Origin of the sequence: Streptomyces sp. NPDC059371, from assembly GCF_042751995.1 — a bacterium.
In the GTDB taxonomy this organism is placed as follows: Bacteria; Actinomycetota; Actinomycetes; order Streptomycetales; family Streptomycetaceae; genus Streptomyces.
Genome location: NZ_JBHYXD010000129.1, coordinates 1 through 22,467, shown reverse-complemented (window position 1 = coordinate 22,467; position 22,467 = coordinate 1). Strand labels below are relative to the sequence as shown.

20 protein-coding genes are annotated in these 22,467 nt (G+C 71.6%); 9 read left to right on the top strand and 11 right to left on the bottom strand.

Annotation, left to right across the window (positions count from 1 at the left end; genetic code table 11):
- Nucleotides 1–125: 125 nt before the first annotated feature.
- On the bottom strand, nucleotides 126–1,280 hold the full coding sequence (locus ACFXGX_RS39415; RefSeq protein ID WP_384801993.1) for an FAD-dependent oxidoreductase: 1,155 nt from the start codon (nucleotides 1,278–1,280) through the stop codon (nucleotides 126–128).
- Between the two features lie 82 nt (nucleotides 1,281–1,362).
- Complete coding sequence (locus ACFXGX_RS39410; protein ID WP_384801990.1) at nucleotides 1,363–2,097, bottom strand: TetR/AcrR family transcriptional regulator; 735 nt, start codon at nucleotides 2,095–2,097, stop codon at nucleotides 1,363–1,365.
- A gap of 276 nt (nucleotides 2,098–2,373) precedes the next feature.
- Between ACFXGX_RS39410 and ACFXGX_RS39405 the strand changes: the two genes are divergently transcribed.
- A complete protein-coding gene (locus ACFXGX_RS39405; RefSeq protein ID WP_384802005.1) occupies nucleotides 2,374–2,952 on the top strand; it encodes a DUF2238 domain-containing protein in 579 nt (192 codons plus the stop codon).
- Between the two features lie 87 nt (nucleotides 2,953–3,039).
- On the opposite strand, the gene ACFXGX_RS39400 is transcribed toward ACFXGX_RS39405, so the two are convergent.
- Complete coding sequence (locus ACFXGX_RS39400; protein ID WP_384801987.1) at nucleotides 3,040–4,023, bottom strand: aldo/keto reductase; 984 nt, start codon at nucleotides 4,021–4,023, stop codon at nucleotides 3,040–3,042.
- Nucleotides 4,024–4,097: 74 nt separating this feature from the next.
- Entirely contained in the window at nucleotides 4,098–5,051 is a 954-nt protein-coding gene (locus ACFXGX_RS39395) for a DUF389 domain-containing protein (protein WP_384801984.1), read from the bottom strand.
- 193 nt (nucleotides 5,052–5,244) lie between these two features.
- Between ACFXGX_RS39395 and ACFXGX_RS39390 the strand changes: the two genes are divergently transcribed.
- Nucleotides 5,245–7,068, top strand: a complete 1,824-nt coding sequence (locus ACFXGX_RS39390) for a glycoside hydrolase family 15 protein (protein ID WP_384802002.1) — start codon at nucleotides 5,245–5,247, stop codon at nucleotides 7,066–7,068.
- A gap of 17 nt (nucleotides 7,069–7,085) precedes the next feature.
- On the opposite strand, the gene ACFXGX_RS39385 is transcribed toward ACFXGX_RS39390, so the two are convergent.
- From ACFXGX_RS39385 to ACFXGX_RS39365, 5 genes are all read right to left on the bottom strand, one after another.
- Nucleotides 7,086–7,520: a hypothetical protein gene (locus tag ACFXGX_RS39385; protein ID WP_384801981.1), complete on the bottom strand. Its 435-nt coding sequence runs from the start codon at nucleotides 7,518–7,520 to the stop codon at nucleotides 7,086–7,088.
- Between the two features lie 146 nt (nucleotides 7,521–7,666).
- Nucleotides 7,667–9,439 (bottom strand): cation:proton antiporter, encoded by a 1,773-nt coding sequence (locus ACFXGX_RS39380; protein ID WP_384801978.1) that lies wholly within the window; start codon nucleotides 9,437–9,439, stop codon nucleotides 7,667–7,669.
- A gap of 33 nt (nucleotides 9,440–9,472) precedes the next feature.
- Nucleotides 9,473–10,516 (bottom strand): cytochrome d ubiquinol oxidase subunit II, encoded by a 1,044-nt coding sequence (locus tag ACFXGX_RS39375; RefSeq protein ID WP_384801974.1) that lies wholly within the window; start codon nucleotides 10,514–10,516, stop codon nucleotides 9,473–9,475.
- Entirely contained in the window at nucleotides 10,513–11,988 is a 1,476-nt protein-coding gene (locus ACFXGX_RS39370) for a cytochrome ubiquinol oxidase subunit I (RefSeq protein WP_384801971.1), read from the bottom strand. Before ACFXGX_RS39370 ends, ACFXGX_RS39375 begins: the two co-directional genes overlap by 4 nt.
- A 72-nt stretch (nucleotides 11,989–12,060) precedes the next feature.
- Complete coding sequence (locus ACFXGX_RS39365) at nucleotides 12,061–12,855, bottom strand: SDR family oxidoreductase (protein WP_384801999.1); 795 nt, start codon at nucleotides 12,853–12,855, stop codon at nucleotides 12,061–12,063.
- A gap of 719 nt (nucleotides 12,856–13,574) precedes the next feature.
- Between ACFXGX_RS39365 and ACFXGX_RS39360 the strand changes: the two genes are divergently transcribed.
- Nucleotides 13,575–15,821: an RICIN domain-containing protein gene (locus tag ACFXGX_RS39360; RefSeq protein ID WP_384801969.1), complete on the top strand. Its 2,247-nt coding sequence runs from the start codon at nucleotides 13,575–13,577 to the stop codon at nucleotides 15,819–15,821.
- Between the two features lie 32 nt (nucleotides 15,822–15,853).
- Nucleotides 15,854–17,146 (top strand): ThuA domain-containing protein, encoded by a 1,293-nt coding sequence (locus ACFXGX_RS39355; RefSeq protein WP_384801996.1) that lies wholly within the window; start codon nucleotides 15,854–15,856, stop codon nucleotides 17,144–17,146.
- A 202-nt stretch (nucleotides 17,147–17,348) separates the two neighbouring features.
- On the opposite strand, the gene ACFXGX_RS39350 is transcribed toward ACFXGX_RS39355, so the two are convergent.
- Nucleotides 17,349–18,185 (bottom strand): DUF1206 domain-containing protein, encoded by an 837-nt coding sequence (locus ACFXGX_RS39350; protein WP_384801966.1) that lies wholly within the window; start codon nucleotides 18,183–18,185, stop codon nucleotides 17,349–17,351.
- A complete protein-coding gene (locus ACFXGX_RS39345; RefSeq protein WP_384801964.1) occupies nucleotides 18,182–18,580 on the bottom strand; it encodes a hypothetical protein in 399 nt (132 codons plus the stop codon). Before ACFXGX_RS39345 ends, ACFXGX_RS39350 begins: the two co-directional genes overlap by 4 nt.
- Before the next feature lie 196 nt (nucleotides 18,581–18,776).
- On the opposite strand from ACFXGX_RS39345, the gene ACFXGX_RS39340 reads away from it, so the two are divergent.
- The 5 genes from ACFXGX_RS39340 to ACFXGX_RS39320 all read left to right on the top strand — a co-directional run.
- Nucleotides 18,777–19,703, top strand: coding sequence for a MurR/RpiR family transcriptional regulator (locus tag ACFXGX_RS39340; protein WP_384801961.1), 927 nt, complete (start codon nucleotides 18,777–18,779; stop codon nucleotides 19,701–19,703).
- 385 nt (nucleotides 19,704–20,088) lie between these two features.
- Nucleotides 20,089–20,472: a hypothetical protein gene (locus ACFXGX_RS39335; RefSeq protein WP_382779871.1), complete on the top strand. Its 384-nt coding sequence runs from the start codon at nucleotides 20,089–20,091 to the stop codon at nucleotides 20,470–20,472.
- Between the two features lie 52 nt (nucleotides 20,473–20,524).
- Nucleotides 20,525–21,421: an MBL fold metallo-hydrolase gene (locus tag ACFXGX_RS39330; protein ID WP_384801958.1), complete on the top strand. Its 897-nt coding sequence runs from the start codon at nucleotides 20,525–20,527 to the stop codon at nucleotides 21,419–21,421.
- Between the two features lie 99 nt (nucleotides 21,422–21,520).
- Entirely contained in the window at nucleotides 21,521–21,865 is a 345-nt protein-coding gene (locus tag ACFXGX_RS39325) for a YkvA family protein (RefSeq protein WP_384801955.1), read from the top strand.
- A 119-nt stretch (nucleotides 21,866–21,984) separates the two neighbouring features.
- The coding region (locus ACFXGX_RS39320; RefSeq protein ID WP_384801952.1) for a TerD family protein at nucleotides 21,985–22,467 on the top strand (483 nt) is incomplete at its 3' end.

Sequence of the window (22,467 nt, the reverse complement as noted above, 5' to 3'; positions counted from 1 at the left end):
CGCCCCGCCCGCCGGGGGGGGGGGGGCCCGCGGGGGCCCGCCCCCCCCCCCCCCGGGCCCGGCGGCAGGTCCGACGGAGCGACGGCCGCCTTTGTTCCGTGCCGTCACACCGGTTGTGGCGTACGTCAGTCGACCTCGTCGCCCCGGTACTGGTTCATCATGTCGACCAGACCCCGCGGGGCGTCCGGGGCGAAGCAGACGGCGAGGTTCGCGGCGGACTCGGCCGCCGCGATCCCGGAGCGCGGGAACAGCGCCTCCTCGTACACGGCGAGGGCCTTCTCGGTGTCGCCGGGGTGGGCGACGAGGGCGGCGGCGAGTTCGGCGCCGTCGAGCATCGCGAGGTTGGCGCCCTCACCGGCGAACGGGGACATCAGGTGGGCCGCGTCGCCGAGCAGGGTGACACCGGGGACGCGCTCCCAGCGCAGACCGGGAGGCAGCGCGTGGATCGGCCGGGCGACGAGTTCCCCGTCCGCCTCGGCGATGAGGGAGCGCAGGCTCTCGTCCCAGCCGTCGAAGTGATCCAGGAGGCTTCGCCTGGCCGCCTCGGTGTCGGTGAAGTCGACGGCGCCGGAGACGGCCCAGTCGGCGGGCGTGCGCAGGGCCGCGTAGACGTGCAGGGAGCCGTCCGGGTCGCGGTGGCCCAGCAGGCCCTTCTCCTCGCCGAGCGCGAACAGGAGGCCGCCTCCGACGACTTCGGCGCCCCTCGGGTGCCGGGTGTCGGCGTCGAGCAGGTGCATCTCGACGAAGGAGAGCCCGGAGTAGACCGGGGTGACGTCCGTGACCAGGGGCCGCACCCGCGACCACGCGCCGTCGGCACCGATCAGCACGTCGGTGGTGAAGGTGCTCCCGTCGGCGAGGGTCACCTCGTGCCGGCCGCCCCCGGCCGGCCGGGCAGCGGTGACCTTGGCGCCCCAGCGGACGGTGCCCTCGGGCAGCGAGCCGAGCAGAAGGTCGCGCAGGGCACCCCGGGAGACCTCCGGGCGGGATTCGGTCTCGCCGGCGTCCTCCATCCGGACGGTGGCGTGCCGGTCGAGGATCCGCATGGCCTCGCCGCCGGCGTGGATGAGGGCACGGAACCCCTCGTGGAGACCCGCGGCGCGGAGCGCGGCCTGGCCCCCGTCCTCGTGCAGGTCGAGCATGCCGCCCTGGGGGCGGGCGGCCGGTGAGGCGTCCAGGTCGTACACGGCGGCCTCGACGCCGTTCAGACGCAGTACGCGGGCGAGCGTGAGGCCGCCCAGACCGGCGCCGATCACGGCGATGGGGTGGTGGGTGTTCGTCATGGCTGATCTCCTCCGTACGGGGGTGACCGTCGGCGCCCGGTGACGGTGGTGCCCGCCGGCGGCGGCCGTCGGCGGGGGACGCTCACGGTGTGTCGGGTGACGCGGTCGCGGTCGGCGCGCCGGGCGTGTCGGGGCGGGGTGTGCGCAGGACGCCGCTGATCAGGACGTGGAAGCCCCAGTCCAGCCGGGCCTCGCCCGGACCCGAGAGCAGGTCCGTGCCCCGCGCGGCGATGTGCGGGTGCCGCTCGCGCGAGGCACCCCGCACCGCCGCGGCGAGCGCCGCCCACTCGCCCTCGGCCTCGGTCGCGCCCTTCTCCCCCGGGGCGTGTTCCGCCGCGGTGGCCGTGGCGAACTGGAGCAGCAGGTCGATGGCCCACGCCGCCCGGTCGCCGGGGACACCGCCCTCGTCGAGCAGGGACAGCAGTGCCTCGGCCAGGTCCAGGTAGCGCTCGCCGGACGGGCGGGCCACCAGAGCCGAGCGGGCGAGCCCCGGGTGCTCGAACAGGACGGCCGTGTACGAGGTGAGGACCGTCACGAGCCGGTCGCGCCAGTCGCCGTCCGCCCGCGCCGGGCTCAGGTCGACACCGCCGAGCAGGTCGTCGAGCACGGCCGCGTGCAGCTCGGCGGTGTTGCGCACATAGACGTAGAGCGAGGCCGGCCCGGTGTCGAGTTCCTGCGCCAGGCGGCGCATGGTGACGCGCCGAAGCCCTTCGGCGCGCATCAGCGCCACGGCGGTGGCGACGATGCCGTCCCTGGTCAGGGCCGGTTTGGCCGGGCGCTCGCGGCGGCTGGGGCGGGGAGCTGGCTGTCCTGTCACTCCTTCACGATAACGAACATGTTCGTTGCGAACAAGTACGTCACGAACATGTTCGTCACCGCGTGGCGCGGACCCGGGTGGCGATGACACGCGGACCGGGTGAGTACCCGTACTCATGCCGGAGCTCCGGCGCTCCACCACGATGGGGCCACCTGGACGAAGGAGCCCGCCATGCCTGGATCAGCCCTCGCACCGACCGGCCCGCACCCCGCTTTCCCCGGGCGCGCCGCGCGCGACGCCCTGCCCGTCACACTCCTCGCGGTGGTGGTGGCGGGCATGGCGCTGTCCGCATGGCACGCGCACGACGGGACGACCTGGCTGCTGGAGACCGTGTGGGTGCTCGTGGGGCTGCCGCTGGTGGTGCTCGGCCGGCGGCGGTTCCCGCTGACGAACCTGCTGTACTGCCTGCTCGCGGCGCATGCGCTGGTGCTCGCGGTGGGCGGGCACTACACGTACGCGCAGGTGCCGCTGGGTGACTGGGTGCGCGACACGTTCGGGCTCGACCGCAATCCGTACGACCGGTTCGGGCATCTCATGCAGGGCTTCGTGCCGGCCGTCCTGGTGCGGGAGCTGCTCAGCAGGACCTCACCGCTGCGCGGCAGCAGGTGGCTGGCGCCGCTGACGGTGTGCGCGTGCCTCGCCTTCAGCGCCCTCTTCGAGATGTTCGAGTGGGCGGCCGCGGTGATCGGCGGCCACGGCGCGGACGCCTTCCTGGCGACGCAGGGGGACGTGTGGGACACCCAGTGGGACATGTTCTGCGCCCTGATCGGCGCGACCGTCTCGGTGCTGGTGCTCAGCCGCGTGCACGACCGGCAGCTCGACGCGCTCGCGTCGGGCGGGACCTCCAAGGGCTGAGCATCGCCCGCGGCGCGGGGCCGACGTGGGGCGCGGCGGCACGGGTTCCAGGAACCCGGGAGCGTGCCGCCGGAACCCGCTCCACTGTCACCAGCGGTTCTCCACCTGGTCCTTGATCCGTCGGTCGTAGAGCTCGCCGATCGCGTCCAGCGTGGTCCGGGACAGCTCCGGCAGCTTCGCGGCCCGCGCGTTGGCGTGGGCCTGTTCGGGTGAACGGGCTCCCGGGATGACCGTGGTCACGCCGGGCTGCGCGACGATCCACCGCAGGGCGAGCTGGGCCGGTGTGTACCCCTCGGGGGCGAGGGCGGAGAACTCGGCCGCCGCTTCCACGCCCGTCGCGAAGTCGACCCCGGAGAAGGTCTCGCCCTGGTCGAAGGCCTCGCCGTGACGGTTGTACGTCCGGTGGTCGTCGGCGGCGAAGACGGTGTCCTTGGTGTACTTGCCGGAGAGCAGCCCGGAGGCCAGCGGGACCCGCGCGATGATGCCGACGCCCGCCTCCCTGGCCGCCGGCAGGACCTCGCGCAGGGGCTTCATGCGGAAGGGGTTGAGGATGATCTGGACGCTCGCCACGTTCGGGCGGGCGATGGCGGCCAGCGCCTCGTCGCACGTCTCGACGCTCACTCCGTACGCCGCGATCCGCTCCTCCTCGACCAGCGTGTCCAGGGCGTCGTACACCGCGTCCGAGGAGTACACGGGCGTCGGCGGGCAGTGGAGCTGCACCAGGTCGAGCCGGTCGACGCCGAGGTTGCGGCGGGAACGGTCGTTCCAGGCACGGAAGTTGTCGAGGACGTAGTTGTCCGGGATCTGGTCGACGCGGCGGCCCATCTTGGTGGCGACCATGACGTGCAGGTCCGGCCGGCCGCGCAGGAACGTGGCGATGGTCTCCTCGCTCCGCCCGTCGCCGTACACGTCGGCGGTGTCGAAGAAGGTCACCCCCGTCTCCGCCGCCGTCTCCAGCACGGCCAGGGCGTCCTTCTCACTCACCTCGCCCCAGTCGGCCCCCAGTTGCCAGGTGCCGAGACCGATGACGGAGGCATGCTGGCCAGACCTGTCGAATGCGCGCTCGTCCATGGCGCCAGTCTGTCACTTCCCCCGGCGGGACCGGACGCGACCGCTCCGCGCGTCCTCGCGGACCGGTGCGGCCCTCACCCGCCGGCGGGCCGCGCCTCGCGCCGGCCGACCCTGCGCCAGACGGCGCGCTGCCCGCGGAGCGTGAGCGCGCCGACCACGATCAACACGGTGACGTTGATGAGGAGTTGGATGATCGCTCCGCGCGCCTCGGCCCAGCTCCCGAAGGCGGCGGAGACGCTGAGAGCGGCCGCGGCGGGGATGGTGGTGACGGAGATGAAGACACCCAGCAGGGCACTCGTCCGGGCCTCGGACAAGGAGACGACACCCACGATCCCGGCCAGCGTGGCGACCGCCACCGAGAAGAAGTCGGGTGTGGAGATGAGGTGGGAGACGGGGCGTACGCCGAGCTCGAACGCCCGTGACTGCAGGTCGAAGCCGCGGATCAGCAGGCCGAAGAGGAACGTGACGGCGATGGCCAGCGCGAACCCGAGCGTCAGGGCGGTCAGCCCCTCGCGGACGCGCCGCCCCGAGCGCCGGTCGATGCCCAGCGCGACGCTCACGATGGCGCCGTACTCGGGCCCGACGACCATCGCCGCGACGATGAGGATCTGCGAGTTGGTGACGATGCCGACCGCGCCGATGAGCCCGGCGACCACCAGGTAGAGGTAGAAGCTCGGCGCGTACGTGCCCTGGGCGCGGATGCGGGCCTCCACCTCCTCCCAGACCGGCGCCCGCGACAGCGGTCCGGGCCGGCCGGCACCGGCCGTCAGGGCGTGTCCGGTGATCGCCATGTCGACCGGTTCGACGACGATGGAGCCCACCTCGTCCAGACGCAGCTCCCGCAGCCCGCGCAGCACGTCGTTGGCCCCTCCGGTCAGCACGTCGCAGGAGAGGACGTCGCCGTCCGGTTTCCGCGCGATGCCCGGCTGCACCACGAGGTTGACGACACGGGGGTCCGCCGCGAGCAGGGAGGCCACGGCGTCGGTCAGCCGGGCGGGACTCACCATGCGCACATGGATCAGGTCCATGCGGGTACCTCCCGGGACACCGGCGCGCGCCTCCTCGATGGGGAACGGTCCCCTCCAGTAACTCCGGCGCCCCGGCGTTCGGCAATCCGGCCGCGCGGGCGCGTCACCGCCCGCGCGGCGGCTCCCCCACGGGCGGGCAAGCGCGCACGACCGGCATGCCGGATAGTGAAGATGCCTGGATCCTCGAGATTGGATCACCATGGACCGCTATCCGCCCATCGCCGACCACGGTCTGGTGGGGGATCTCCAGTGCTCCGCTCTTGTCTCCGCCAAGGGCGTCGTGGACTGGTTCGCCGCCCCGCGCTTCGACTCCCCCAGTATCTTCGCCGCGCTGCTCGACCACGACCGCGGCGGCTTCTTCCGTCTGGCGCCCTCCCGCCCGGAAGGCACCTGGAAGCAGCTCTATTACCCGGACACGGCTGTCCTGGTGACCCGGTTCATGTCACCCGACGGAGTGGGCGAGGTCCTCGACTGGATGCCTCCCGACCGGTCCGGGACCGCCTCCGCCCGGCACCGTCTCATCCGTACCGCGCGGACGGTGCGGGGAACGATGGAGTACGCCCTGGAGTGCCGCCCGCGCTTCGACTACGGGCGGGCCGGTCACGAACTCTCCGTCGGTCCCGACGGCGCCGCCTTCCGCGGCCCGGGGATCAGCGCGTTCCTGCAGACCACCTTCCCTCTGGAGCGGGACGGCCAGGACGTCCGCAGCACGGTCACGCTCAAGGCCGGCGAGACGGCGGTGGCCGTGTTCACCGTGGACGGTCCGGACGCCGCCGCACCACCGCCGCCCACCGTGCCGGGGACCGACGAGAACATGGCGGAGACCGTCGAGTTCTGGCAGAACTGGGTGCGCAACTCCACGTACCGGGGCCGCTGGCCCGACATGGTGCACCGCTCCGCCATCACGCTCAAGCTCCTGACCTACGCGCCCACCGGCGCCCCGGTCGCCGCGGCCACCATGGGACTGCCGGAACAGGTCGGCGGCGAACGCAACTGGGACTACCGCTACACCTGGGTCCGGGACGGGTCCCTCTCGCTGCACGCCCTGCTCGACCTCGGGTTCACCGAGGAGGCGACGGCGTTCGCCCACTGGCTGCGCGACCGGCTGCTGGAACGCCTGGACCAGGAGGGCGAAGCCCTCCAGATCATGTACCGGGTGGACGGCACGCCCCTGCTGGGCGAGGAGGTCCTGGACCACTTCGAGGGCTACCGCCGCTCCTTCCCCGTGCGGGTCGGCAACGCCGCCGCCGACCAGCTCCAGCTCGACATCTACGGCGAGGCCCTCTACGGCTTCTCGGAGTGCCGTCAGATCGGCGTCCAGGCCGACTACGCGGGATGGAAGGCCGTCACCCGCACCCTCGACTGGCTCGCCGACAACTGGGACCGCCCCGACGAGGGCATCTGGGAGACCCGCGGCGGACGCAAGGACTTCACGTACAGCCGGGTGATGTGCTGGACCGCGTTCAACAGCGGCCTGCGGCTGGCCCGCGACTGGAGCCGGCCCGGGAACACCGCGCTGTGGACCCGGGCGCGGGACACCATCCTGGAGCAGGTGATGGACCGCGGCTGGAACGACGAGGAGAAGGCGTACGTCCAGCACTACGACGGCGGTGTCCTGGACGCCTCGCTCCTGCTCGTCCCGCGGGTCGGCTTCCTGGGCGCGAAGGACCCGACGTGGCTGTCGACCCTCGACGGCATGGGCCGGACACTGGTCTCCGACAGCCTCGTCTACCGCTACGACCCCGCCGCCTCCCCCGACGGCCTGCGCGGCTCGGAAGGCACCTTCAGCCTGTGCACCTACCTGTACGTCGACGCGCTGGCCCGCTCCGGCAGGCTGGCCGAGGCCCGCTATACCTTCGAGAAGATGCACACGTACGCGAACCACGTCGGTCTCTTCGCGGAGGAGGTGGGCCCGAGCGGCGAGCAACTGGGCAACTTCCCGCAGGCGTTCACCCATCTGTCGCTGATCCTGGCCGCCACCACGCTCGACCGGGCACTGGACCGGCTGCGTGACTGACGCGGGGCAGGGGCCGGCTACACCCGCGCCCCGGGCACATGCTTCGGCTCCGCCAGCAGGCCGTAGATGACCAGCAGGGAGACGAGCATCGTGAACAGCGACCACCACGGGTAGACCGGCAGGAAGATCATCTGCGCGACCAGGCTGAACACGGCCAGGCAGATACCCGCCAGCCGCGCTCCTCTGGATCCCACGAGCACACCGAGACTCAGCACGGCCATGACGACGCCGACGGCGACGAAGATCCAGCCCCAGGCCGTGTAGTTGAGGATCAGCAACCGGTTGCCCTGGGAGTACACCTTCGAGTAGTAGCCGTGGTTGAAGACGGCCACGAAGCCGGTGAGGAGGTTGAACAGAGCGCTGACCATCAGCAGGATCCCGGCGAAGGCCACCCAGTGCGAGCGTTCCATCGGCGATACGAGGTCGTCGGGCTCGGAAGCTTGTCGCTGCATGGAGACCATGAGATCCAGCCGGGGGGCGGACCGCAATCCGCACTGGCCCGTTGGTGTCGTACGGGGGTACGGCGAACCCACCGTACTGGGGGGGGTACGGCGGACCCACCCTCGGGCGGCCTGGTGCCCGTCCGTGCCGGACGGCGTCAGTCCGCCCGTACCCGTGTCCGGGCCGGACCGAGCATGATCGCGGTGTCCCCGGCTCCCGGCTGCGGGGTCCGGGTGTCGGTGACGGGGTCCAGCCGCCCGTCGGGGCGTACGAGGAACAGCAGCGCGTGTCCGTCCGGGATGCCGTCGGCGGCGGAGCGGGAGACGATCCGGGCGCCGTCCTCGTAGCGTCGGGCCAGTTCCGGTCTGCTCAGCCCGGGCCCGAACAGGGTGTCACCGCTCGCGTAGGGCGCCACCACGCCATGGCTCAGACCGGGCGGCCCCAGCCGGTGGACGAACCCGTCGACGGTGCCGCGCAGGGTCTCCGAGGCCAGCGCGTTGAAGTCGTCCTCCTCGGTGAGCAGCAGGACGCCGGTGATGCCTTCGAGTTCGGCTCCCTCGCCGGTGGCCGCGGCGAGCAGTTCCCCCGGCGCCAGGCGCAGTCCGGCCCCCCGGATCAGGTCGCGCTGCTCCTCCCGACCGGCCCACATCAGCACGTCCAGGCCGGCGGAGCGCAGCGCGCCGCCCAGGTCGACCGCCCAGGGGTCGCCGCCCACGAGCAGCGGGCGGGCCCGGGCCGGACGCAGCGCGCCGAGGCGCCGGGCGACGGGGTGCGCGCTCAGCCCGTACAGCGTCACCGTGGCGACGATCACCAGGAAGGTGGCGGGCAGGATCTTCTGGGCGCCGTCCACGTGGTCGGCCACGAGTGTGGCGGAGAACGTCGAGGCGGTGGACGCGGCGACGATTCCCCGGGGTGCCATCCAGCCGATGAACGCCCTCTCGCCGCGGGGCAGGTCCGTTCGCGCGGTCGACAGCAGCGCGACCAGGGGTCTGACCACGAGGACCAGAGCGGCGACGAGACCGAGCGTGGGCAGGATGACGTGCCGCAGGGACTCGGGGGTGACCGTGGCGGAGATCGAGATGAACAGCAGCCCGATGATCAGCGAGACCAGGGTCTCCAGGAAGGGACGGCGTGCCGGGAGGGAGACGCCCGGCAGGTTGGCGAGGGCCATCCCCATCACGATCGCGGCGATGAGCCCGGTGTCGTCCCGGATCGCGTCGCAGAGGGCCGCCACCCCCACCGCGGCGGCGAGCTGGGCCGTCGTTCCGAGCACCTCGCCCAGGTGCAGCCGGCTGAGGAGGAACCACAGGACGGCGGCGCCCACCGCGCCCCCGATCAGTCCGACGGCCGAACTCGCCGCGAACTGACCGATCTTGCCGCGCAGATCGCTGCTGCCGCTCGCGACGACGGCGTGGAAGACGAGCGCGCCGAGGATGCCGCCGACCGGGTCGATCAGCGATCCCTCCCAGATCAGGATGCGCTGCAGCCGCTCGGTCGGGCGTACGAAGTGGAGCAGCGGTCCGACGACGGTGGGACCCGAGACGACGAGGATCACGCCGAGCATGACCGCCGAACTCGTCGACATGCCCAGCAGCGGTACGGCGAGGACGGCGGTGGCCCCCCAGGTGATCAGGACGCCGATCCAGATCAGCCGTGCCACGACCCGGTGCATGTGTCCGTGCAGTCTGCTGATGTCCAGGCCGAGCCCGGCCTCGTAGAGGATCACGGCGACGGCGAGCGAGACCATCGGGGAGAAGGCGTCCCCGAGCAGTTTGTCGGGGTTGACGATGTCGGTCAGCGCGCCCGCGGTGAAGCCGACCGGCAGCAGCACGATCAGGGCGGGGATCCTCAGCCGGTTCGCCAGGAGCTGGGAGCCGACGGCCAGGACGGCGATCAGTCCGAGGCCCTGGAGGATCTCATTGTCCGTCACGGCTGTCTCCGTGCCCTTCCGGGTGCCGGACCGTCAGCCGGTGTCGGGGCGGCCCGCGCCGCCCTCGACGTCCGCGTCGGTCTGGGCTTCGAGCAGGCCTCGTGTGTCGAGTCGGTAGAGCACCACCAGCGCGGGTCCTACGAGCACGATCGCGATCGCCGTGACGATCAGCAGCCAGTGCAGTGAGCCCGGCGCGCCCGCCGCCTCCTGGACGGTGAGGGAGGTGGGCACGAGGTAGGGCCGCTGCGCCGCGCCCCACGCGGCGATCACCAGGGCCACCGCGCCCACGGAGGTGAACCTGGCCCAGCCGGCGGCCCGTCCGGCGACCAGCCAGGCGGTGGCCGCGGCCGCCACCGCCGACAGGATCACCAGCAGCAGCCCCAGACCGTGGGTGAGGCCGTGGTAGACGTACGCGGTGTGGTCGCGTGTCTCGGCGAGACCGACGAGGGCCAGGACGGCGACGGCGGCGAGGCTGCACCAGGCGCGCCGCCGGAAGTACACGACCATGTCCGGGGCGTCGAAGCGGTGGGCGTCGGCGGTGAGGAAGACCGCTCCGAGGAACGCCGTGGCCGCGACGGCGAGGAACCCGGCGACGAGGGACGTCGTGTTGGCCCACGCGTCGGCGGAGGCGGTGGTGCCCGGGGCGGCCCGGCCGGAGGCCACACCGCCGACCGCGGTGCCGAGGAAGAACGGGGTCAGCACGGAGGCGACGGCGAAGACGGCTCCGAACATCCGGCGCCGGGACAGCCGCTGGGTCGGTCTGCGCAGCGCGAACCCCGCGCCGCGCAGCACCAGTCCGACGGCGGCCAGCGCCAGCGGCAGCCACAGGGCGCTGAAGACCGCCTCGAAGAAGACCGGGAAACCGGTCCACATGAGGATGAAGACGAAGATCAGCCAGACGTTGTTGACCTCCCAGACCGGTTCCATCGCGTCGTCGATGAGTCCGCGCGGCCGTCTGCCCCGCCGGGTGCCGCCGGCCACCAGGTCCCAGAACCCGGCGCCGTAGTCGACCCCGCCGCCGCAGGCGTAGGCGGCCGTCGCCAGGAGCAGGATCCAGGCGGCCACGGTGGCCGTCATCGGGTGTCCCCCGGCCCGGGTCCGGACTCCGGCGGCGCGGTGGAGCCGTGTGCCGCGCCGGCCCTCTCCCGGCGGGGCCCGTACGGCGTGTCGGCCTCCGGGCCGTGGCCCTCTTCACCGGCGGGGCCCGCGAGCCGCCAGCGTCGGCTCATCTTCATCACGACGCCCAGGAACGCGCCGAACATCAGCGCGTAGACCACCACGACGACGCCGAACATCGTCCACAGCGAGCCGGCCCCGGTGGGTGTGACCGCCTCGGAGACGCGCATGTGCTCGTAGACGATCCAGGGCTGGCGGCCCACCTCGGCGGTGATCCAGCCGCATTCGACCGTGACCACGCTGGCCACCCCGGCGACCGCCGCGCACCGGAAGAACCACGGTGACCGGGGCAGGTCACGGCGTCGCAGCCAGCACCATCCGTACCAGAGCGCGAGGAGGATCAGCACGCTGCCGATGCCGGCCATGATGTCGAAGGCCCAGTGCGCGATGGTCGCCTGCCTCACGGTGGGGCGGTCGTCGGCGGCCACGGAGGTGAGTCCCGTGACCTCGGTGCCGGGGCTGCCGCCGGCCAGGATCGAGTCGAGCTGGGGGATCTTGATGCCGCCCTTGACGGTCCCGTCGGACTGGAGCCGGCCGAAGAGGTACTCGGGAACGTGCGAGCCGGACTTCCAGACCATTTCCATCGCGGCGAACTTCACCGGCTGCTTCTGGTAGACCTGCCGGGCGATGTTGTCGCCGAGGAAGAACTGCACGGGCGTGAGGATCGCCGCGACGGTGAACGGCACACAGAAACCGAGCCGGTGGTACCGGTCCCGCCGGCCCCGCAGCCAGCCGACCGCGTAGACCCCGGCCACGACATAGCCCGCCGTCAGGAACATCGCGACGACGAAGTGCCAGTACTGGGGGCCGAACATCGGCGTGAACACGGCCGACCGGATGTCGACGTCCGTGGGCCTGCCCTGGGCGTCCAGGGTGAAGCCCTGCGGGGTGTTCATCCACGCGTTCGCGCCGATGATGCCGAAGGCGCCCATCAGCGCGGCGAGCGGCAGCGGTGTGGCGAGCCAGAAGTGCGGCCACGCGGGGAGGCGGCGCCAGCCGTAGAGGTAGATCGCGATCAGCACCGCTTCCAGGAAGAACGCCCAGGCCTCCACCCCGAAACCGAGGCCGAAGACGTCTCCCCAGGTGCCCATCATCTTCGGCCACAGCAGCCCGAACTCGAACGAGAGCACGGTGCCGGTGACGATGCCGACGGCGAACTGCACGGCCATGACGGCCGACCAGCGGCGGGCGAGCAGCAGGGCGACGGGGTCGTTCCGGCGCAGGGCGCGGTGGTGCATGACGAGGGTGATGAACGGCAGGGCCACGCCCAGCGGTACGAGGATGATGTGGGAGGCCAGGGTGAAGGCCATCAGCTCACGCGCGGGCAGCAGTTGCTCGGGAGTGCCGGCCAACAGGACGAATGCCTTGTTCATACGGGCCTCATTGGCTGGTGCCGGCGGTGGACACGGGTGAGGGAGCTCCGGGGAACGCGGGCGCCCACCGCCTCAGCCGCCGGTGGCGAAGCCGGGGAAGAGGGTCATCCCGCCGTCGACGAACAGGGTCGTGCCCACGATGTAGTCCATGAGGTCCGAGGCCAGGACCGTGACGGCGGCGGCGATGTCGTCGGGGTCGCCGACCCTGCGGTAGGGGATCAGCCGGAGCAGGTCGGCCTCCGCCTCGGGGGTGTCCCAGGCGCTGCGGTTGATCGGGGTCCGGATGGCACCGGGCGCGACGGCGTTGACCCGGACTCCGTGCGGGCCCAGTTCCTGTGCCAGTGTCTGCATGAGCATGAGGACGCCGCCCTTGGACGTGGCGTAGTTCAGGTGGCCGGACCACGGAATGATCTGGTGCACGGAACTCATGCAGATGATCTTCCCGGCGGAGCGGGAGACCTCCGGCACGACTCCGCGCCGCAGGAACTCCTTGGTCGCCTCCCTGGCGCACAGGAACTGGCCGGTGAGGTTGACGTCGATGACCTTGTGCCACTGTTCGACGGTCATCTCCGTCACGGGCGCGTCCCGTTGCAGGCCGGCGTTGTTCACCAGGATGTCGATCGTGCCGAACTCCTCCAGCATGCGGGCGAACATGCCGACGACCTGGCCTTCGTCGGACACGTCCGCCTCGTGCGCGAAGGCCCGCACGCCGAAGTCCTGGATCTGCCGGACCACGTCCTCGGCGGCCTCCTGTCCGAAGACGTAGTTGACGACGACGTCGGCACCCGCCCGGCCCAGGGCGATCGCCGTCGCCAGTCCGATGCCCGAGTTCGCCCCGGTCACCAGGGCCTTCTGGCCCTTCAGCAGCGGCAGCGCCGCAAGCTGCGCGCCGGTGTCCGTGCCTGCGGTCACTGCCGTCTCCCGTTCGTCCGTACGCCGTCCACCGCGCCGGGCCGGCTTCGGGTCATCGGCGGTCCCCCACCGAGGCAATCACTCCCGTGGGAGGTCGGCGACGGCGGACTCGCCCCGCTCGGCCATTGGAGGTAGCCGGGTCCCTCCGGCGGAGCAACCGCCGGGCACGCACGGCGCCCCGGAGGTACTCCGGGGCGCTGTTCCGCGGCTGCCGCTTCCTTTGCCGCGGGACACGAACCGGCGATGCCGGTCGGCGCGGTGGCCGGTGGATTTCCGAGTCTCTCCAGGACAGGAGCCACCGACCCGGAACCAGAGTGCCCTGAGATGCGGGTGAGGCGGGTGCGGTTCGCCGTCATGTCATCGCCTTGTAAGGAACCCCACACCTGACACGCCGCCCTCCGCCGCGTGTGACGGGTCTTCAAGAAGTGAATCGCCGGGCATCGCGGCGTCGGGAGACATCAGGCAGGTGAACACCCCTGTCGTGGAGTCGAGTTCAAGCGTCCTCCACCTCAGAACCTTCAACTCATCGTGTTTGAAGGCGATTTGACGGCGTTCTTTGTTTCATGTCTTGACGTCTCTGGTGCAGACCTTTAGGTTCACCGATCGCCCCACCTCCATGAATGCATTCGTTGTTCACGGACATGAACCCCCCACCCAGTTCAGGAGTGTCCCGCATGTCCAGATTCCCCCTGCCCGGATCCCGAAGAGACTCCGGGCGCCATCGAACGGCCAGGCTGCTGACGGTGACCGCGCTCGTGGCGACGACGATGTCGGGTCTGACGGCCACCGCGCAGGGCGCCGCCACCCCGGGCGCCGCACTCGCGCAGGCCGCCGCGATACCGGCCGGCTGGGCCACCGTGGTCAACGCGGGCAGCGGCAAGTGCGTCGACGCCCGCGCCGCGGGAACGGCCGACGGCACGGCGGTCCAGCAGTACGCCTGCAACGGCAGCCAGGCCCAGCAGTGGCAGTTCGCCGCCACGTCGAGCGGGTACTCCCAGGCCGGCAACCGGGCCGACAGCACCAAGGCCTGGGACGTCACCGGCGTCTCGACCGCGGACGGCGCGCCCGTCCAGCTCTGGACGTACGGCGGCGGCACCAACCAGCAGTGGCAGGCCGTGGCGGAGGCCGGCGGCGCCTACCACTTCGTGAACCGGGGCAGCGGCAAGTGCCTCGACGTGCCGAGCGCCTCCACCGCCGACAGCGTCCAGCTTCAGCAGTACACCTGCAACGGCACGGCGGCGCAGTCCTTCTACGTCAACGCCGTGGACACACAACAGCCGCCCGGGACACCGGACCTGGGCCCGAACGTCACCGTCTTCGACCCGTCGACGCCGGCCGCGACGATCCAGAGCAGCCTCGACGCGGCCTTCTCCCAGCAGCAGACCAACCAGTTCGGCACCGCCCGCAAGGCCTTTCTCTTCAAGCCCGGCACTTACGGCGCCGACGCGAACGTCGGCTTCTACACCCAGGTCGCGGGCCTCGGCCTGTTCCCCGACGACGTGAACATCCGGGGCGCGGTGCACGCGGAGGCGGACTGGTTCCAGGGCAACGCGACCCAGAACTTCTGGCGTTCGGCGGAGAACCTGTCGGTGACCCCCACGTCCGGGACGGACCGCTGGGCGGTGTCGCAGGCGGCGCCCTACCGGCGTATGCATCTGCGCGGCAACCTGGCGCTGGACGACGGCGGCTGGTCCAGCGGCGGCTACATGGCCGACACGAAGATCGACGGCCAGGTCAACTCCGGTTCTCAGCAGCAGTGGCTGTCGCGCAACACCGAATGGTCGAACTGGACCGGCTCCAACTGGAACATGGTCTTCGTCGGCGCCAGGAACGCCCCCGCCAACAGCTTCCCGAACCCCCCGTACACGACGGTGGCCCAGACACCGGTCTCCCGCGAGAAGCCGTTCCTGTACGTCGACACGGCGGGCGCCTGGAAGGTGTTCGTCCCGTCCGTACGCACCAACTCCACCGGGACGAGCTGGAGTTCGGGCACCCCGGCGGGCACGTCCCTGCCGCTGTCCGACTTCTTCGTCGTCAAGCCCGGCGCGACGGCGGCCCAGATGAACGACGCTCTGGCCCAGGGCAGGAACCTGCTGGTGACGCCGGGTGTCTACCACCTCGACCAGACACTCAGGGTCACCCGGGCCGACACCGTGGTCCTGGGCCTCGGTCTCGCCACCCTCGTCCCCGACAACGGCATCACCGCCATGACGGTCGCCGACGTGAACGGCGTCCAGCTCGCCGGGCTGCTGATCGACGCCGGCACCACCAACTCCGCGCAACTGCTGGAGATGGGCCCGAGCGGCTCCTCCGCGGACCACAGCGCGGACCCGAGCTCCCTGCACGACGTGTTCTTCCGCATCGGCGGCGCGGGAGTCGGCAAGGCCACCACCAGCCTGACCGTCAACAGCGACGACGTCATCGGCGACCACCTGTGGCTGTGGCGCGCGGACCACGGCGGCGGAGTCGGCTGGACCAGCAACACGGCCGACACCGGGCTGGTCGTGAACGGCGACGACGTGACCATGTACGGCCTGTTCGTCGAGCACTACCAGAAGTACCAGACCATCTGGAACGGCAACGGCGGCCGCACGTACTTCTACCAGAACGAGATGCCCTACGACCCGCCCAGCCAGGCGGCGTGGATGAACGGTTCGACACAGGGCTACGCCGCCTACAAGGTCGCGCCCTCGGTCACCGGCCACGAGGTGTACGGGTTCGGCAGTTACTGCTACTTCAACGTCAACCCCGCCGTCGCCGCCGAGCACGCCATCGAGGCACCGAACAACGCGAATGTGCGCTTCAAGGACATGGTGACCGTCTCGCTCGGCGGTACGGGCACCATCCGGCACGTCGTCAACGACCGGGGCGGGCCGTCCAACTCCTCGACCAACGTCGCCGACCTCGTGAGCTACCCGTGAGCACCCCTGACACGTACGGGAAGGAGAACCGGATGCGCATCAGCCACTCCCTGCCGGCGCGCGGGGTCCTGCGGGTCCTCGTCCTGCTGGCGACCCTGCTCGGCCTCGCGGCACCGCCGGCCGCCCACGCCAGCACCGCGGCGGCCCCGTTCAAGGTGCTCGCCCTCTACAACGGCACCTGGGACGCGGCCCACATCAGCTTCGTCCACGAGGCCAACGACTGGTTCCCCCGGCAGGCCGCGGCGAACGGCTTCACCTACACGGCCAGCAACAACTGGGACCTGCTGAGCAACGGCGGCGTGAACGCCTACCAAGTCGTCCTGTTTCTCGACGACCTGCCGCAGACCGCCGCGCAACGCGCCGGATTCGAGCAGTACATGCGTGGTGGCGGCGGCTGGATGGGCTTCCACGTCTCCGCCTTCACCACCGACGCGCAGAGCTGGCCCTGGTACCACAACCAGTTCCTGGGCAGCGGGAACTTCAAGTCCAACACCTGGGGACCGACGACCGCCGTCCTGAAGGTCGAGGACCGGACGCATCCCTCGACCGTGAACCTCCCCGCGACCTTCACCTCGTCGGTCAGCGAGTGGTACGGATGGTCCAACGACCTGCGGCAGAACCCGGACATCCGCGTCCTCGCCTCGGTCGACCCCAGCAGCTTCCCGCTGGGAACGGACCCGAACCAGACCTGGTACAGCGGCTATTACCCGGTTGTGTGGACCAACACGAAGTACCGGATGCTGTACGCGAACTTCGGCCACAACGCGATGGACTACGCGACGAACACCACGCTGTCGTCGACGTTCGCGAGCGCGGCCCAGAACCGGTTCCTGCTGGACGGGCTCAAGTGGCTCGGCGGGTCGGGCACGTCGGTACCGCCGGCGGACCCCATCTCCGAGACCACCTGGTACTCCCTGGCCAGTTCCGGCAACGGCGCCTGCGTGGACGCCCGTTCGGCCGGGACGGCGAACGGGACCGCGATCCAGCAGTACGCCTGCAACGGCACACAGGCCCAGCAGTTCCAGTTCCGTTCGACGGACAGCGGCTACACGCGGATCACGCTGCGCCTGAGCCCTCAGCAGGTCGTCGATGTCACCGACCGCTCGACTGCCGACAACGCCCCGCTGCAGCTGTGGAGTTGGTCGAGCGGCCAGAATCAGCAGTGGCAGCCTGTGAAGGAGAGCACGGGGCGGTACCACTTCGTCGCCCGGCACAGCGGCAAGTGCCTGAGCGCGGCGGCCTCCGCCGCCGACAGCGTGCAGCTCACGCAGCGCGGCTGTGACGGATCGGCCGCCCAGAGCTTCGCACTCACCGCGCAGCCCTGACCGGCCCACGGACGCGGGGGGGGGGGGGGGGGGGCGGCGGGGGGGGGGGGGCCCCCCCCCGCGCGGGCCCCCCCCCCCCCCCGCGACGTGGCCGGACACGAGACACCCGGGCCGGCGCCGGGGAGGCGAGGACCCGCGCCGGACGGATCTCGGCCCTGTCGCACAGGGACCGGGCGGTGTCCGGGCGGTCGGCCGGGCAGCCTCACACCCTCCGCCACCGTGCCATCGCGAACGAGAACACCCCGAACAGGACGAGACCGGCGGCGACGCAGGCCAGCAGCCAGGGACCCATCGGCGCGTCCGCGAAGGACCGCAGCGTGCCGTCCATCCCCTTGGCCTTGTCGGGCTCGTACTCCACGGCGGCCCGGACCGCGAAGACTCCCGCCGCCGCGAACACCACGCCCCGCGCGACCCCGCCGCCCACGCCCGCCGTGTCGACGGCCCTGCGGACCCGCCGTGACATCTCACCGAGCTTGAGGTGCTTGTGGTACTTGCGCATCACGGCCCGTACGGCGATCCAGACACCCGCGGCGACCAGACCCGCGCCGGCGGCGCCGACGATCCACTGACCGCCGGGCACGCCCAGCGCCTTGGCCGTGACGTCCCGGGACTGGCGGTCGCCCGAACCGCTGCCGCGCGAGCCGGCCGCGAAGGCCAGCACCGAGTACGCGACGAACCCGTAGAACACGCACCGCCCGGCGGACACCAGTCGCTTGCCCGCGTCGCCGCCGCCTTGTCCGGCGGCGCCGAACAGCGCCTCGGAAAGGCGCCACAGCGCCATGCCGACGAGCCCGGCGCCAAGAGCCCACAGCAGGGCCGCGCCGAACGGCTTCGTGGCGATCTCCTGCAGCGCACCACCCCGGTCCGCCTGCCGCCCGCCGCTGTCGCCGAAGGCGATGCGCAGGGCCAGCAGGCCGACCAGGACGTAGATCACCCCCCGGGCGGCCAGCCCCGCGCGAGCGGCTCCCTCTCGTGCGGAGCCGGTCGCCGCGCGACGGGCGCCGATCTCTCCTTCGCGGGCCACCGACCCGGCGTTCACACGGGCCGCGTCTCGTGCGCCGTACTCGATTCCAGCCGCAGTTTCATCTGAACCTCCTGGTCACCGGCCTCCGTGCCCAGTTCGTGCACGGTGAAGGCGGCACCGAGAACCTCCCGCAGACGTTGTGTCGCCCGGGGGCCACCCTGTGCCTCCACGACCGGCTGCCCCGAAAGTTCCCCGACAGGCCCGGCGGTGCCGCTGGGATCACCGGCGGTGTCGAACAGCACGGTCCACACCGTCGGCCGGCCGGTCTCGGAGTCGTGGGGCTCGTCCGCCCTCTCCCGGTCCGCGGCGAAGCGGCCGCACAGGACGGTGAGCACACTTCTGGCGTCGGCCGCGGAACAGTCCCCGAGCATCACGTGAACCGTTGACGCGGGCAGTTGTTGCACGCTCATGAAAACCCTCTCCCTCGCGTCGGCGAACAGACACGCGCGCCCGCGGACGCGAGCACGTCGTGACGGTTGTGCGGGTACCCCGCGACCACGCCCGAAACAGATAACGCACGCATTGCTTGCGCCCGGACCGGCCCAGGTCAGAAAGGTCCGTGAGCTATGTTGAGTTCTCGTGGGACATGAAGGAGGACGCGCACCGGTGCCATCGCCGCAGCAGGCACGCGCACAGGCGTCCGCGATCACCTCGGGAAAGACGGCGCCCGAGGCCGGCGTGGCGCCCACGTCCCAGCTCAGGGAGCTGTTCGACGGCCCCCGGCTCTCTCCCGGGCAGCGGCGCATCGCCCAGTACCTGATCGAGCACATCACCGAAGCCGCTTTCCTGTCGATCACCGACCTCGCCGAGCGGGTGGGTGTGAGCCAGCCCTCCGTGACCCGTTTCGCGGCGGCCGTGGGCTTCAGCGGCTACCCCGCCCTGCGCGAGAGCCTCCAGGCCATCGCGCTCAGCACCCTGGGCAGCAGCACCCCGGGAACCCCCGCCGAGGTCACGAGCAACGAGCTCCAGGCCGCGGTGGACGCCGAGATCGAGAACCTGGAGAACCTGCGGCGGGACTTCACCGATCCCGACCAGATCATCCGCGTCGGCCGGGCCCTGTCGCAGTCGACGCCGCTGACCGTCCTCGGGCTGCGGATCTCCGGCTCGCTGGCCGAGTACTTCACGTACGCCGCCCGCCGCATCCACCCGGACGTGCGGGTGGTGACACGCGGCGGCTCGGTGGCCTACGACGCGCTGCTCCAGTCCCGGGAGGCGGGCGGTAGCTGGGTCCTGGCCTTCGGGATGCCCCGGCACGCCCAGGAGACGCTCACGGCGATGCGGGTGGCGCGCAGCGCGGGCCTCCAGGTGGCTCTCGTCACCGACCTCGGGCTCGGCCCGCTGGCGGACGAGGCGGACGTCACCTTCGCCACCGGGACCGGCTCCCGTCTCGTCTTCGACTCCTACGCGGCGCCCGTGGTGCTGTCGGCGGCGCTGCTGCAGGCCATGACCGACGCCGATCCGGAGCGCACCCAGGCGCGCCTGGAGGAGTACGAGCAGGTCGCCGAGCAGCACCAGTTCTTCCTGCGGGACTGACCCCGCCCCGGGCTCCGGCCCCGGCGGCGGGCGCGGGAAGCCCCGCCTCCCGCGGACGGGCCCCGGTCACGAACAGGGGGCCTGTATCACGCGGACGTCTCATCCGCACTCGTTGTGACCGCGGCATCACGGGATCATTCACAACAAATCACGCATGAATGTTTTCATGTCCTTGCGCTTCTGGCGGCATATATAAATACTTCTTTCGGATCGTGCCCCGGATGCTTCCAGGTCACGACCCATGAGCACCGGGGGCCGTCCGCTCCTACCCGCATCGGGTCCCGGGTGCTCGAGCGGGTCTCGCCTGCGAGACCCGTGGTGGCGGCCCCGGTACCCCTATGCCGGGGCCGCCCCCAGAGTCCCCCGCCGACGTAACCCGGAAGCGATGAACATGGCCCTGACGTATTCACCGATCACCTCGGACTGGCCGTGCCAGGTCAAGACCCCAGGCAGTTTCGACTGGGAGCGATCGGCGGTGAAATGGCTGCGCGAGCTGGTACCGAGCCGCTACGCGAGCTACCCCGTCCTGCACAAGCACCCCGTCCTGCTCGCCCGCCACGCCCACCTCCAGGTGCAGCAGGAGATACGGGTCGCCCGTACGGCACTCCAGACCGCCCGCTCCGAGCTGCCCGGCCTCGGCCTGCAGGAGGGCGTCATCGAGCACTCCATCAAGATGTACGCCGCCGAGGTGATGCAGCTCCAGCACATCGCCCGGAGCATCCGTACGGTGTCCCAGGCACTCGTGGACCACGCGCACCCGCGACACTAGAGGTCCCGGGCCCCGCCACTGGCCCGGCGGGACCGAGGCCGAGGGAGACAGCGTGGACAGTGCCGGGCAGCAGACCGACGGCGCCCGTGGAGGCGACGATTCCGTGCCGGCCCCACCCCTCGACGTGCGGTGGATCCACGGCTCGCCCTCGGCCAAGCACAACACGGACCCCGACATCCAGGTCCACGCCTACGACGAGCACACGGTGATCCTTCGCCAGAACATGGCGATCGACTACGAGGCGCCCTTCATGTTCCTGCTGTTCGGGACCGCGCGGGCCGTCCTGATCGACACGGGCGCCACGGCCTCGGCCGACCACTTCCCGCTGCGCCGGGTCGTCGACGAGCTGATGGACTCCTGGCTCGCCGGGCATCCCCGTGACGACTACGGGCTGCTCGTGCTGCACACCCATCCGCACGGCGACCACATCGCCGGGGACGGCCAGTTCACCGGCCGTCCCGGCACCGAGGTCGTGGACGCGTCCCTCGGCGGCGCCTGGGACTTCTTCGGGTTCCACGAGAATCCCGACGCCGTCGCGCGCGTCGACCTCGGCGGCCGGGTGCTGGAATGTCTGGCCACACCCGGGCACCACGAGGCCGCGGTGACGTTCTTCGACCCCTGGACCGGGTTCCTGCTCACCGGCGACACGGTCTATCCCGGACGTCTGTACGTCGAGGACTGGCCGGCCTTCACCCGTACCGTCGACCGGCTCGTCGACTTCTGCGGGCGCCGCCCCGTCACCCACGTACTCGGCTGCCACATCGAGATGACCCGGGAACCGGGGCGGGACTACCCCGTACGCACCACCTACCAGCCGGACGAGCCACCGCTCGAGATGACCACGGATCAGCTCCTGGACATCCGCCGGGCCGTCGAGTCCGCCGGCTCACGGCCCGGCCGGCACGTCTTCGACGAGTTCGTCATCTGCCGCCGCGACACCCCGGAATGAGGGGACGCGCGCCCGGACGGCCCCGCCCGGGGGCGATAGCCGGGGCGCGAGCGGGCACACGGGAAGGAAGCGCACACGACGACATCTCTGGACGGACGCATGGATTCGACCTCGTGGACCCTGGTCCTCGTCATCGCCGCGGTACTCGCCGCCGCCGCGCTCGCCGTGGCGCTGGTGCTCCTGCGCCGGCTCGTACGCACCCGCCGTGATCTGCGGCGGGCCGGACTGCCGACCGGGCCCCGCTGGGTGTTCTGGGGCGCGGTCGCCTATCTCCTGCTGCCCACCGACCTGGTGCCCGACCCCGTCTACCTGGACGACATCGGCGTCATGCTGCTCGCCCTGCGCTCGCTGCGCTCGGCGGTACCCTCCGGGGCGCTCCGCCCGCCGGCCCCCACCACCCTGCGCGGCCCCCGCCCGGTCCCGCGCGGGTCACGGAAGGCGTAGGCGGCGGGAGCCGTCAGGACGCGGGAACCGCGGGAGCCGGACCGTCCGTTGAGCGGCCGACGGCCCGTGCTCCGCACCTCCGACGCGGGGCACGGGCCACGACATCGACGGGCGGCGGCATGAGCGAGCTGGTTCCCGGGGGCAACACGCCCCTGCCGGACGGGGCCGTGACCTTCAGGGTCCCCGGCCCCTTCGACGTGTCCGCGCTCGTCACCGACGACGGCGGCAAGGTGCGCGGCGACGGGGACTTCGTGTTCTACAACCAGCCGGCCGCGCCCGGCGTCCGGCTCGAAGGCGACCGTCTCACCGTCGATCCGCCGCGGCTGAGGCCCGGAGCGTTCCGCGTCACCGTCGTCGTCAGCCCCGCCGACCTCACGACTCCCCTGGGCCGGCTGCCCTCCCCCTCGGTCCAGGTCACCGCGCCCGGCGGCCGTGTCCTCGCCCGCTTCACCCCGCCCCGGCCGCAGCGGGAGACCGTGCTGCTCCTCGCCGAGGTGTATCGGCACGGTCAGGCCTGGAAACTCCGTGCCCTCGGGCAGGGGTACGCGGACGGTCTCGCGGGCATCGCACGGGATTTCGGGGTCGATGTCACCGAGGACACC